The 13,429-nt window shown below is 47.0% G+C and carries 11 protein-coding genes, 1 pseudogene and 1 riboswitch; of the genes and pseudogenes, 9 read left to right on the plus strand and 3 right to left on the minus strand.

Going from position 1 to position 13,429, the window contains the following annotated elements; genetic code table 11:
• Positions 1-7: 7 nt before the first annotated feature.
• Positions 8-1,102 carry a 3-isopropylmalate dehydrogenase gene (gene leuB / locus ACTNCK_RS02390; RefSeq protein ID WP_441080759.1) on the plus strand — a complete coding sequence of 365 codons (1,095 nt, stop codon included), beginning with the start codon at positions 8-10 and terminating at the stop codon, positions 1,100-1,102.
• On the opposite strand, the gene ACTNCK_RS02395 is transcribed toward leuB, so the two are convergent.
• A complete protein-coding gene (locus tag ACTNCK_RS02395; RefSeq protein WP_441080760.1) occupies positions 1,103-1,708 on the minus strand; it encodes a rhomboid family intramembrane serine protease in 606 nt (201 codons plus the stop codon).
• Between the two features lie 231 nt (positions 1,709-1,939).
• Between ACTNCK_RS02395 and ilvD the strand changes: the two genes are divergently transcribed.
• The 5 genes from ilvD to ACTNCK_RS02420 all read left to right on the plus strand — a co-directional run bounded on the left by ilvD (position 1,940) and on the right by ACTNCK_RS02420 (position 9,114).
• Entirely contained in the window at positions 1,940-3,607 is a 1,668-nt protein-coding gene (gene ilvD / locus ACTNCK_RS02400; RefSeq protein ID WP_441080761.1) for a dihydroxy-acid dehydratase, read from the plus strand.
• Between the two features lie 73 nt (positions 3,608-3,680).
• On the plus strand, positions 3,681-5,351 hold the full coding sequence (gene ilvB / locus ACTNCK_RS02405; RefSeq protein ID WP_441080763.1) for a biosynthetic-type acetolactate synthase large subunit: 1,671 nt from the start codon (positions 3,681-3,683) through the stop codon (positions 5,349-5,351).
• 92 nt (positions 5,352-5,443) lie between these two features.
• Positions 5,444-6,532, plus strand: coding sequence for a 3-phosphoserine/phosphohydroxythreonine transaminase (gene serC / locus ACTNCK_RS02410; RefSeq protein ID WP_441080765.1), 1,089 nt, complete (start codon positions 5,444-5,446; stop codon positions 6,530-6,532).
• Between the two features lie 102 nt (positions 6,533-6,634).
• Positions 6,635-7,798: a phosphoglycerate dehydrogenase gene (locus ACTNCK_RS02415; RefSeq protein WP_441080767.1), complete on the plus strand. Its 1,164-nt coding sequence runs from the start codon at positions 6,635-6,637 to the stop codon at positions 7,796-7,798.
• 71 nt (positions 7,799-7,869) lie between these two features.
• A complete protein-coding gene (locus ACTNCK_RS02420; RefSeq protein WP_441080769.1) occupies positions 7,870-9,114 on the plus strand; it encodes a DUF1015 domain-containing protein in 1,245 nt (414 codons plus the stop codon).
• Here the strand turns inward: ACTNCK_RS02420 and ACTNCK_RS02425 are convergent.
• Positions 9,115-9,300, minus strand: a pseudogene (locus tag ACTNCK_RS02425) (hypothetical protein); the annotation flags it as partial.
• Positions 9,301-9,475: 175 nt separating this feature from the next.
• Positions 9,476-9,657, plus strand: a riboswitch (FMN riboswitch).
• 194 nt (positions 9,658-9,851) lie between these two features.
• Between ACTNCK_RS02425 and ACTNCK_RS02430 the strand changes: the two are divergent.
• Both ACTNCK_RS02430 and ACTNCK_RS02435 read left to right on the plus strand, forming a co-directional pair.
• Positions 9,852-10,481, plus strand: coding sequence for an ECF transporter S component (locus ACTNCK_RS02430; RefSeq protein WP_441080771.1), 630 nt, complete (start codon positions 9,852-9,854; stop codon positions 10,479-10,481).
• Between the two features lie 210 nt (positions 10,482-10,691).
• Positions 10,692-12,347, plus strand: coding sequence for an alpha-amylase family glycosyl hydrolase (locus tag ACTNCK_RS02435; protein ID WP_441080774.1), 1,656 nt, complete (start codon positions 10,692-10,694; stop codon positions 12,345-12,347).
• Here the strand turns inward: ACTNCK_RS02435 and ACTNCK_RS02440 are convergent.
• Entirely contained in the window at positions 12,313-12,666 is a 354-nt protein-coding gene (locus tag ACTNCK_RS02440) for a hypothetical protein (RefSeq protein ID WP_441080776.1), read from the minus strand. The two genes, ACTNCK_RS02435 and ACTNCK_RS02440, sit on opposite strands and share 35 nt — an antisense overlap.
• A 257-nt stretch (positions 12,667-12,923) precedes the next feature.
• On the opposite strand from ACTNCK_RS02440, the gene ACTNCK_RS02445 reads away from it, so the two are divergent.
• Positions 12,924-13,424 carry a VanZ family protein gene (locus ACTNCK_RS02445; RefSeq protein WP_441080778.1) on the plus strand — a complete coding sequence of 167 codons (501 nt, stop codon included), beginning with the start codon at positions 12,924-12,926 and terminating at the stop codon, positions 13,422-13,424.
• The last annotated feature ends 5 nt before the right edge of the window (positions 13,425-13,429 follow it).

Genomic DNA, 13,429 nt, shown 5'->3' on the forward strand with positions numbered 1-13,429 from the left:
TAAACTGATGAAATTCAATATCGGAGTGATCGCCGGTGATGGGATCGGACCAGAGATCACAGATGCGGCATGGACTGTTCTTGAAAGGATAGGAGAAAGATACGGACATGAATTTAACCGTACAGATATCCTGATGGGAGGCTGCTCGATCGATAAGACAGGCCAGCCGCTTACTGATGAGGCGATAGAAGCTGCAAGGGCACAGGATGCCGTGCTTATGGGAAGCATAGGAGGAAATACATCCACATCTCCATGGTATAAGCTGCCGCCAGACAAGAGACCGGAGGCAGGACTGTTAAGACTCAGGAAATCGCTCGGATTATTTGCCAACCTCCGTCCGGCATATCTCTATCCGGAGCTGAAGGAGGCCTGTCCTCTTAAGGAGGCAACGGCAGATGCAGGATTTGATATGATAATAGTAAGGGAGCTGACAGGCGGTCTGTATTTCGGAAAGAGACATACCGAGTCGCTTAATGGAGTGATCCAGGCTACTGACACCCTTACCTATAATGAGGATGAGATCAGAAGGATAGCAAAAAAGGCATTTGAGATAGCCAGAAAGAGAAGGAAAAAGGTTACCTCTGTCGACAAGGCCAATGTTCTTGATTCATCACGCCTGTGGAGAAAGGTAACCGAGGAGGTCTGGGCAGATTATCCGGATGTTGAGCTTTCTCATATGCTGGTCGATAACTGCGCAATGCAGCTTGTCAGGGATCCGGGACAGTTCGACGTGATCCTCACAGAAAATATGTTCGGAGATATCCTTTCGGATGAGGCAGCCATGATAACCGGCTCTCTCGGGATGCTCTCCTCAGCGTCACTTAACGAGACAAGGTTCGGGCTTTATGAGCCAAGCGGCGGATCAGCGCCTGATATAGCAGGAAAGGATATTGCAAATCCAATAGCCACGATCCTTTCGGCAGCAATGCTCCTCCGCTACAGCCTGGATCTCGATAAAGAAGCAGATGCTATAGAGAATGCAGTAAAGAAGGTCCTTTGTGATGGAATAAGGACCAGAGACATCCTTCCGCGCGAGGGAGAAGAAGCCGTAAAGACAGTCGGCTGCTCCCAGATGGGTGTCGAGATAGTAAAGCGGATATGATCATAAAAGCTCCATCAGGAGCACCATGACAAATCCAGTCACGAAGCCTCCGATATGAGCGCTAAGGCTTATGCCAGAGCTTATAAAGCCGGGAAGGATCGAGAAGAAAATGCCGGCCAGAACGTTTTTTAAGGGAAAGATCCTTCTGGTCTCAGGCTTTATAGCAAAGATCACGAAGGCGGCCATGATCCCGAATATTGCACCGCTTGCGCCGGCTGACAGGGCGTATTTTCCAGAGCCAAGCTCGAGGATCATCGTGAGCACATTCCCTCCAAGGCCGGAAAGCAGATATAGAATGAGGAAGCGGAGATGCCCGTAGTATTGCTCTACTATCCGGCCCAGGATGAAAAGGGATAGCATGTTGTTTGCAATATGACTGATGCCGAAATGGACAAACATGGAGGTGAAAAGCCTCCACCATTGTCCCTGCATTATCAGTGGAGTAAATGAAGCGCCGAATGTCAGCGCAATGCTGTTTACAGTGCTTCCTCCGCACATTTCCTCGGCAAGATAGATGATGATGTTTATAGTGATAAGAAGAACAGTGATAAAATATCCATGATGTATGGCCTGTCTTCTGCCTGGCCTTGTATTTGTATCTGACATTATACAAATCTCCTTTTTCTTTTAACTATATACCATTTTTACAATCAAATACACAAACAAAGAGCTCCTGATGTCGGTTTATATATAGCTGATGAAATAATTTCAGTATGGGCTTGAAATTTTTTCACAAATGCATTATAGTAGTCCCTATGCAGCATATACAGGGACTTATTTTTTGTCCCTTTTTATAATAGCAGCAGGAATTAGATTATATTTAGAAAGGAAATGCTTATGCGTAGTGACAACATGAAATGCGGTATGCAGCAGGCTCCGGCCAGGAGTCTTCTGAATGCACTTGGATTTACCAGAGAAGAGATGGAAAAGCCATTAGTCGGGATCGTAAGCTCATACAATGAGATAGTTCCTGGACATATGAACATTGACAAGATCACAGAGGCAGTGAAGATGGGAGTTGCTGAGGCAGGCGGAACACCTGTTGTTTTCCCGGCAATAGCTGTCTGCGATGGAATAGCCATGGGACATATAGGAATGAAGTATTCCCTTGTGACACGTGATCTGATAGCCGATTCTACAGAGTGTATGGCGCTTGCCCATCAGTTTGATGCACTTGTGATGATCCCGAACTGTGATAAGAATGTTCCGGGACTTCTGATGGCTGCGGCAAGGATCAATGTACCTACAGTGTTTGTTTCCGGAGGCCCTATGCTGGCCGGACATGTAAACGGCAGGAAGAGATCTCTTTCTTCCATGTTTGAGGCAGTCGGAGCCAATGCAGCAGGGAAGATGACTGAGGATGAGGTCAGGAACTATGAGGAAAATGTCTGCCCTACCTGCGGCAGCTGCTCAGGTATGTACACAGCCAATTCCATGAACTGCCTGACAGAGGCCATCGGAATGGGACTTCGTGGGAACGGCACTATACCGGCAGTCTACTCTGCAAGGCTTCGTCTGGCAAAGCAGGCCGGATATGCAGTTATGGACATGCTTGAGAAGAATATCCGTCCGCGTGATATCATGACAAAGGAGTCCATAATCAATGCCCTTACTGTAGATATGGCATTAGGATGCTCCACGAACACCATGCTCCATCTTCCGGCAATAGCCCATGAGATCGGCTTTGATTTCGATATCAGCTTTGCTAACCCTATCTCAGAGAGGACACCGAATCTCTGCCACTTAGCGCCTGCAGGTCCGACCTATATCGAGGATCTGAATGAGGCGGGAGGTGTATATGCAGTTATGAAGGAGCTCGGCGACGCAGGCCTTTTAAACCTCGACTGTATGACAGTCACAGGAAAGACTATCGGAGAAAATATAAAGAACGCAGTAAACAGGAATCCTGAAGTCATAAGACCGATCGATAATCCGTATATGAAGAATGGCGGACTTGCCGTATTAAAGGGAAATCTCGCACCGGACGGCTCTGTGGTAAAGAGATCTGCAGTAGCACCTGAGATGATGGTGCATACAGGCCCTGCGAGGGTATTTGACTGTGAGGAGGATGCTATAAGCGCTATAAAGGGCGGAAAGATAGTGGCCGGAGACGTAGTCGTGATCAGATATGAGGGACCTAAGGGCGGCCCTGGAATGAGAGAGATGCTTAATCCTACATCGGCCATTGCCGGAATGGGGCTCGGCTCATCAGTTGCACTTATTACAGACGGCCGTTTCTCAGGAGCAAGCCGCGGAGCCTCAATAGGACATGTATCACCAGAGGCGGCAGTAGGCGGGCCTATTGCGCTTGTTGAGGAAGGAGATATGATCACTATCGATATTCCTTCCATGACGATCACGCTGGAGGTAGCTGATGATGAGCTTGCCCGCCGTAAGGCAGCATGGAAGCCTCGTGAGCCAAAGGTTACAAGCGGCTATCTTCGCAGATATCAGGCACTCGTGACCTCGGGTAACCGTGGAGCCATCCTTGAGCTCCCCAGATAAAGCTACTCTTGGAAATTCATAGAGAAGAAGGCGGTAAATATAGGGATACCAGTTTTACCGGAGGAAAGGATAAATGGAACTTACAGGTGCACAGATAGTAATAGAATGTCTTGTAGAGCAGGGTGTGGATACGGTATTCGGATATCCCGGCGGAGCCATTCTGAATGTGTATGATGAATTATATAAGAATAAAGACAGGATTCGCCATATACTTACAAGCCATGAGCAGGGAGCCTCGCATGCTGCAGACGGATATGCGAGGAGTACAGGCAAGGTAGGAGTATGTATGGCTACCTCAGGGCCGGGAGCTACCAACCTTGTGACAGGTATAGCTACAGCCTATATGGATTCAGTCCCGATCGTTGCGATCACCTGTAATGTCGCAGTACCGCTTCTGGGAAAGGATTCCTTCCAGGAGGTCGATATAGCCGGGGTCACTATGCCGGTGACCAAGCATAATTTCATTGTAAAGGATGTAAGGGACCTGGCTCCTACGATAAGGAGAGCCTTCAGGATAGCAAAATCCGGAAGGCCTGGTCCGGTCCTTATAGATATTCCTAAGGATGTCACAGGAAACAGGACAGAATATGAGGCAGCAGTACCTGAGGTAATAGAGAGAAAGACGGCTGACATAAGGGAGTCGGATATAGATGAGGCTGTCTCAATGATAAAGAAAGCGACAAAGCCTTATATCTTTGTAGGTGGCGGAGCTGTTATTTCACGGGCAGCGGATGAGGTAAGGGAGTTTGCTGATCTGATAGACGCTCCTGTCTGTGACTCTCTTATGGGAAAGGGCGCCTATCCCGGAAGTGGCAGCAGATACACAGGAATGCTGGGAATGCACGGTACAAAGGCATCAAACCTGGGAGTTTCCTCCTGTGACCTCCTTATTGCCATAGGTACACGTTTCTCAGACAGGGTGCTTGGCAATCCAAAGACCTTTGCCTCGAATGCAAAGGTCCTTCAGATCGATGTGGATCCGGCTGAGATCAATAAAAATATTATTGCCGACGCCCAGATCATTGGAGATGTAAGAGAGGCCTTAAGGCAGCTGATACCTAAGCTTGACAAACAGGATCATCATCACTGGATGGACCATATGGCTGATCTATGCAGGAAGTTCCCGCTGGAGGTTCCAAAGCAGGGACTTACAGGTCCATATGCAGTAAGAAAGATCTACGAGGAAACAAAGGGCAATGCTATCATCTCGACCGAAGTCGGTCAGCATCAGATGTGGGCAGCCCAGTATTATCTTTACGACAGACCGGGACAGCTACTGACATCCGGAGGCTTAGGTACAATGGGCTACGGACTTGGCGCCTCGATCGGAGCTGCCATAGGCAATCCAGGCTGTAAGGTCATAAATATAGCCGGAGACGGATGCTTCAGAATGAATATGAATGAGATAGCCACAGCGGTAAGGAACAAGCTTCCTATCGTAGAGGTGATAATGAACAATCATGTGCTCGGCATGGTGCGTCAGTGGCAGGACCTCTTCTATGGCAAGCGTTATTCCAATACCATACTGGATGATGGAGTGGATTATGTGAAGCTTGCAGAGGCAATGGGAGCAAAGGGATTACGCGCGACAAGCCAGAAGGAATTCGATTCCGCTATAAGGACCGCAATGGATGAGGATACGCCGGTCGTCATTGATGCGATAATAGGAAGCGATGACAAGGTATGGCCTATGGTCGCACCGGGTAAGCCGATAGCCGAATGCTTTGATCAGTCTGATCTCTGAAAAAGGTATGGTATATAAGTCTTTTTCTTGATTATAGTAAGCAAAAGTGATATATTGTTTACGAATATTTATGCATACAGGAGGATTACGTAATGTCTAGAGTTTATAACTTTTCCGCTGGACCGGCAGTGCTGCCGGAGGAGGTTTTGAAGGAGGCACAGGCCGATCTGCTTGATTACAAGGGCTGCGGTATGTCAGTAATGGAGATGTCGCATCGATCCCAGATGTTTGACGACATAATCAAGTCAGCAGAAAAGGATATCAGGACATTACTTAATATCCCTGATAATTATAAGGTCCTTTTCCTTCAGGGCGGAGCATATCAGCAGTTTGCAGCCATTCCTATGAATATGATGAACAAGCATCATAAGGCTGGATATGTGCTTACAGGTCAGTGGGCTACAAAGGCCTGGAAGGAAGCGAAGATCTATGGTGATGCAGTAGCCCTTGCTTCATCAGAGGACAAGACATATTCCTATATTCCTGACTGTTCAGATCTTCCTATCACGGATGATATGGATTATGTCTATATCTGCCAGAACAACACTATTTACGGAACAGAATACTGGGAGCTTCCGAATACAAAGGGCGTAGATCTGGTCGCTGATGTTTCCAGCTGCTTCCTTTCAAAGCCAATGGATGTAAGCAAGTACGCTGTAATGTACGGCGGTGTCCAGAAGAACGTAGGACCTGCAGGTCTCGTGATCGATATCATAAGAGAAGATCTGATCACTGATGATGTTTATCCTGGCACTCCAACTATGCTCAAGTGGAAGACCCAGGCTGACAAGGATTCCCTCTTTAACACTCCTAACTGCTGGGCAATCTATATGTGCGGTCTTGTATTCAAGTGGCTCTTAAGGAACGGCGGACTTGCCGAGATGGAGAAGAGAAATGCCGAGAAGGCTGCTATCCTTTATGATTTCCTTGATCAGAGCAAGCTCTTCAAGGGAACTGTCGAGAAGAAGGACAGATCAGTCATGAATGTTCCATTTGTCACAGGGGACAAGGATCTCGATGCCAGGTTCGTAGCAGAGGCCAAGGCAGCAGGCCTTGAGAATATCAAGGGCCACCGTACAGTAGGTGGGATGAGAGCTTCGATCTATAACGCAATGCCAAAGGCAGGCGTAGAGAAACTTGTGGAGTTTATGGGAGATTTTGAGAAGAAGAATTTGAGGTGAGAGGGGAGAGGTCAGAGGTGAGAGGTCAGAGGATATGGACTTAAGATTCCACACCTCAAACCTCACACCTCACACCTACAACAGAAAGGAAACCAAAGTACTATGTTTCGCTATCACACACTTAACGCCATTTCCCCTAAGGGACTGGTGAAGTTTTCAAATAATTACGAGCAGACAGATGAGGCCGATGATGCTGACGCTTTTATAGTAAGAAGCGCCAAGCTCCACGATATGGAGTTTTCTGATAAGCTCTGCTGCATAGCAAGAGCAGGAGCAGGCGTCAATAATATCCCTCTTGATAAATGCGCAGATCAGGGTATCGTCGTTTTCAATACACCTGGAGCAAATGCAAATGCAGTCAAGGAGCTGGTATTCGCAGGAATGCTTCTTGCAAGCCGCGATATCATCGGTTCTGTAAACTGGGTTCTGGAGAATAAGGATGACCCGGACATTTCCAAGTCAATGGAAAAGGCAAAGAAGAATTTCGCAGGGAATGAGCTCGCAGGCAAGAAGCTCGGAGTAATCGGACTCGGAGCTATAGGACAGCAGGTCGCAAACGCAGCCACCCATCTGGGAATGGAGGTTTACGGCTATGATCCTTATATCTCGGTAAATGCAGCCTGGAACCTGTCCAGAAATGTCGAGCATATAGGAAATGTCGATGATATATACAAAGACTGTGATTTCATTACAGTTCATGTGCCTCTTCTTGATTCGACAAAGGGCATGATCGATGCCCAAGCAGTGGACAAGATGAAGAAGGGTGTAGTCATCCTGAACTTCGCAAGGGATCTTCTGGTTGATGAGAAGGCAGTTCTTGATGGTATCAAGACAGGTAAGATAAAGCATTATGTGACAGATTTTCCTAATCCGGTTACAGCCGGAAAGCCGGGAGTTATCGCAACCTCACACCTGGGAGCATCTACTGCAGAGGCGGAGGAAAACTGTGCTATGATGGCCGTTGATGAGATAATGGATTATCTCGAGAATGGAAACGTCACACATTCAGTCAACTTCCCTGACTGCTCTATGGGCGTCTGCCAGGCAAAGGGAAGACTTGCTATCCTTCATCACAACAAGAGCGGTCTTATAGCCAAGTATACGACAATTCTAGGCGATGCAGCGATAAATGTATCAGACATGACCAATAAGAGTCGTGGAGACTATGCATACTCACTTATAGACGTTGATTCTGAGGTTACTTCAGATGTTATTGACAAGCTCAGCTCAATACCTGATGTGATTCGTGTGAGAGTAGTTAAATAAGTTTAATTATAAAAGACTAGACGCAGACAGGCATAAGGTCTGTCTGCGTTTTTTACAGAAAGGAGTTTTTGATGGCAACAGTAAGACCTTTTGCAGCGATCCGTCCGCGTGTGGATATGGCGCAGACCATCGCGGCACTGCCATATGACGTATACGATAGATCAGAGGCTACATCCCATGTCAGGAAGTTCCCTCACTCCTTTCTCGCAATAGACAGGGCAGAGACCTCCTTTCCTACAGATGTGAGCGAGTATGACCCAAGGGTCTACAAGAAGGCTCATGACCTGCTATGGCAGTGGGTGGATGACGGCTCCTTTGTACGTGATAATGCTCCATATTATTATATCTATGAGGAAAATATGGACGGCCGCGCCCAGACAGGTATTGTTGCCTGCGCCTCGATCGATGACTATCAGAACGGAGTAATAAAGAAACATGAGAATACCCGTGCCGAGAAGGAAGAGGACAGGATAAATCATGTGGATGCCTGCAATGCCCAGACGGGACCTATCTTTCTGGCATACAGGAGAAATAATACAATAGAAGAGATCATAAGCCGTCACAAGAGCCATGAGGAGCCTGTTTATGATTTTACAACTCTTGACGGGATTTCCCACAGGGTATGGATCATAAAGGACCCTGAGGAAATAGAGACCATAAGGTCTGCCTTTGCCGGTATTGATTCGATCTACATAGCGGATGGACATCATCGTGCCGCATCTGCTGTCAAGGTAGGACTAAAAAGAAGAGCTGCCCATCCGGGATATACAGGAGACGAGGAATTCAATTATTTCCTGTCAGTACTGTTTCCGGACGAGGAGTTAAAGATCTTTGACTATAACAGGGTCCTAAAGGATCTGAACGGACATACTCCTATGGAGGTTCTTGGTGCGGTAAAGGAGGTTGCTGAGCTTAAACGACAGGGCAGGGCGCCTATAAAGCCGCAGTTCAAGGGCTCATTTTCAATGTATTTAGATGATACCTGGTATAATTTTGCCTTCAGACAGAATCTGAGAAGCACAGATCCAGTGGACGGTCTTGATGTATCACTGCTTCAGAATCTGATACTTGATCCGGTATTTGGGATCAAGGATCCGAAGACTGATTCGCGGATTGACTTCGTAGGAGGTATTAGAGGATTAAGAGAGCTGGAGCACCGCTGTGACAGGGACTGCAAGGCGGCCTTTGCCATGTACCCGACATCTATCTCTGAGCTTTTTGCAGTGGCCGACGCCGGTCGTCTGATGCCACCTAAGTCCACCTGGTTTGAACCAAAGCTTAGGAGCGGACTCTTTATTCATGAGCTGGATCATTAGTCAGGGATAAGGGGGCTGCCTATGCTCGTGGATTGAACCCACGATTTCATCAAAAGAGAGCTTGTCACCTGCCACATCAAGGGTCAGGTCGGCAAGCTCGTTTTCTTTGTGTGTTACCTCAAAATGATTTACATAAAGGAAAGTGACCATTGTTGCAGCGGCAGTACGTTTATTACCATCGAGAAAGACCTGATGTCTGGCAAAGCCTTCAAGTTACTTAGCAGCCTTATCAAATACAGGAGGAAAAAGATCAGTTACGGCGAAGGACTGATAAGGAGCGGCACACGTGTCAAAGAAAGGCCATAAAAACACTTGCATACAGAAAAGAGAAGTGATAGAATGATAGCCAAAATTAAATGAAGGAGATCTTCAGGGCGGGGTGAGATTCCCCACTGGCGGTATAGTCCGCGACCCATTGCTTTTCTTATCTGTGCAGTGGCCGAACCGGTGCGACTCCGGTACCAACAGTATCTGATATATTGACAGGTGTCTCATATGAGACCAGGTTCATTATATCACAAGTCTGGATGGAAGAAGGTCAGGTATTTTCCATACGATGACTAGAAGGCCCTGTAGAGTTACTTTTCAAGTATCTGTCTGCAGGGCTTTTTCAGGCTCGCAAGAAGGGAGACCTGCTCCTGGAGGAGCTCTCTCATCTTCTGGCAAAGAGGATCTCCGATAACCAACTGTCCCTGTAGGATGAGGCAGAGACAGCGCCATAGAAAGGAGATCAGATTATGGCAGATTTTACATTAGATCAGGAGGAGAAAAGGGGCAAGAGAAGCAGCAGAGGAAGTGTCCGCTATATAGCAGTGACAGGAGTCCTGTCAGCAAGCGCATTTATCCTTCAGCTTTTAGAGATACCGCTTCCCTTCCTTCCGTCCTTCATCAAGTTCGATTTTTCAGATCTTCCAGCACTGATCGGATCATTTGCAATGGGGCCGGTATGCGGAATACTGATAGAGCTTCTGAAGAATCTCTTCCATGCGCTTGTTTCCCAGAGCTTCGGAGTAGGCGAGATCTCGAATTTCATCCTCGGTGCTATATTTGTAGGCATATCCGGGCTTATCTATAAGGTTGACAGGACCAAGAGGGGAGCAGTGATAGCTTCAGTAGCAGGAGCTATAGCTATGGCAGCTCTAAGTTTTCCGAGCAATATCTTCTTCGTATATCCTGTCTATTACAACTTCATGCCTAAGGCAACGATCCTGGCAGCCTACCAGGCTATCATCCCTTCGATGAAGAGTGTGGAGCAGTCGATCCTCTGCTTCAATGTACCGTTCACATTTGCAAAGGGGATGATCGATGTCCTGATCACCTTCCTTATCTACAAAAGGATATCGCCGCTTCTTAAGGGCAGGCATTGATAAGCTGACCGCACCAGGTGGGTGCGGTCTTTTTTGTTCTTGACAATGGAAACGTTTTCACTTATATTTCTCTTAGTTGAAAGCTTTCCAAAACATTTGCCATCTGACGCTTTTGCCCTGCAGCTTTCGGAATGCCAGTAAGAGCTTTAGCAGAGACGGCCAGCCATGGTATTGGAAGTTTCTTAAGATCAGGATATGAAAGGGAAATATATGCAGAATTTAATGAAAAAGGCCCTTGCAGTGATGATAATAGCTGCGGCGTGTCTTCAGGTAAGCGGGACAGCTTATGGGGCAGAGCCTTCCTCTGTTACTCATTCGACAGACAAGCAGGCTCTTAAGAACGGTCTGTGTACAGACACAGCAGATGGAACTATACTCCATGCCTGGTGCTGGTCCTTTAAGACAATAAAGGAAAATATGAAGGACATAGCAGAGGCCGGCTTCTCGACGGTCCAGACATCGCCGGCTAATGCCTGCGTTGACGCTTATCCGACAAAGAAGCTTATGGGAGATGATGAAAGCGGCGGTACCGATGGCGCCTGGTGGTGGCAGTATCAGCCGACTGACTGGAAAATCGGTAACTATCAGCTGGGTACGGAAAAAGATTTCAAGGATATGTGCGCCGAGGCGGACAAGTACGGGATCAAGATAATAGTTGATGTGATACCAAACCACACGACTCCACGTCTTGGCGATGTCTCGAAGGACCTGATCAAGGCTGCAGGAGGCGGAAAGGGAGTCGATGGAGGGCTCTATCATCAGAACGGATTTAATAATATCACTCGCTGGGATGACAGATATGAGTGCACGACAGGAGAGATGGGAGGACTTCCTGATGTGAATACAGAAAATCCTGACTTTCAGGATTATTTTGTAAGCTACTTAAAGCAGCTGGTAAAGGATGGCTGCGACGGTATGCGTTACGATACAGCCAAGCATATAGGCCTTCCCTCGGATCCGCTTGATAAGTATAGCAGTGAGCATGGCTGGAAGAATAATTTCTGGCCTCTGGTGACAGGCAAAGAGGCCGATCTGAATGGCACGAGCTTTGATGCAAAAGGCCTGTTTATATATGGAGAGGTGCTTCAGGGAGCCAATGTGCCACAGGACGAGTATCAGAAATATATAGACATGACAGCCTCAGATTATGGCGCAGCACTTAGAAGTGCGCTGATGATAAGCAACTTTCAGGCGTCGAATATTTCTGATATGCAGGTAGGAAACTCAAAAAAAGCAGTTACCTGGGTTGAATCCCATGATACTTACTGTAATGATCACGAATCCGCAAAGCTTACTGACGCTCAGATAGAGCTGGGTTGGGCTATCCTTGCCTCCCAGAAGAACGGCACGCCCCTGTTTTTTTCAAGACCTGATGGATCTGACGGACCGGAAAGAAATTACTGGGGTAAGAACATTCTTGGAGCAAAGGGTAATGACGAGTTCAAGAGCACAATAGTAAAGGGAGCTAACTTTTTCCGCAATGCCATGAAGGGCCAACCACAGAAGCTTGAAAATCCTGATGATGATCTGCATCTTCTGGTGGTTTCACGAGGAAAGAAGGGAGTCGCCCTGATAAACGGAAGCGACAAGGCAGAGATAAAGATAAAGACGGAGCTTGGGAATGGCACATATACAGATACTGTAAGCCAGAGTAAATTTACTGTAAAAAATGGAGTGCTGACCGGAACGATAGGTAAGGAAACGGCAGCATTTATCTATAAAAGAGATAAGACCAGGATCCCTCTTGTACCTGTAGCAGGAGTAATCATAATTGGCGGAGCGGCTCTTCTTGTAATAGTTCTAAGAAAAAAATCTGTCATAAGCAACAAGGTCAAGGGGAAGCAGAGCAAAGAAGATAAGGGTTGAGAGAGCTACGACGGAGCAGGCAAGAGCTGGCCTCCTGTTGTATTTTTCGGCAATAACCGCCGAAAGTGAGGCCGACGGCATGCAGTAGAGAAGAAGAAGGATCCATAGAGCCGATCTGCAGGCCGACTATTATAAGTGAAAGCGGAGTCATCATTGACCCTATTGCAGAAATGCTGTCTGTAATCATTGCGGGGAAACGGAAAGGCAGGCAGTAGAGTATCATCGAGGCTGCTGAAATCATTATGATCTTATTTGTCAGGAGCTTTTGCGGGGAAAGGATCTCCCTTACGGACTTTTCACTGCCCTCTGCCTTTTCCATGCCTATAGTAAAGAAGAACAGCTGGAAAACAAAGTTGTAAAAGCCACACCTGGCAGCAGGTGTGGCTTTTTTTCACCTTTTTATTTTTACCAGTACCCCTTCCCCGAATTTTAGTTTATATAAGCTGATCGTATCAGGAATTCCCCCATTCTGCAACCGATTCCCTGTATGCGAGAGTGACATTTTTACGGCTGTGAGCTATTATAGAGCCGGTACGTACCAGAGGTAATTGAAGGTCACAGAAAATGGAGAAAAAAATGATCAAGAAGAAAGTCAGGAGAGAGATGAAACGAAAGATTTTTATAGTTGCAAACGGGATTTTATTTGCGATCTATGCAGCTGCTCTGGTCTATGTCCTGTTCTTGAATGGAAGGGGACTGGTATGGAGCGGAGTATCATTTAAGGACTACTGCAGGCGCTTTACGAATCTGATCCCATTGTGGGATATATCAGCTTATTTCGTAAAGGTCTCTTCAGGACAGCTGGCGTTTGCGATAGCACTGAGAAACATCCTGGGTAATTTCCTTATGTTCATGCCGCTCGCATACTTCGCTTATATTTTTAAAAGGCCATCGATCAGGAAATATACGATCATGCTGCTTGTGATCCTGGTGGTGATCGAGCTTCTGCAGCTGCTTCTTCGGGTTGGAAGCTGTGATATAGATGATATAATACTAGGACTATCCGGTTCTGTTCTGGTATATGCTGTCATAAGCACGACGGGCAGTGCCATATCTGAAAAAAAGAAGGCAGGCTGATCTGA

The organism is Candidatus Weimeria sp. HCP3S3_B5, from assembly GCF_052064335.1.
Classification (GTDB): Bacteria; Bacillota; Clostridia; order Lachnospirales; family Lachnospiraceae; genus Weimeria.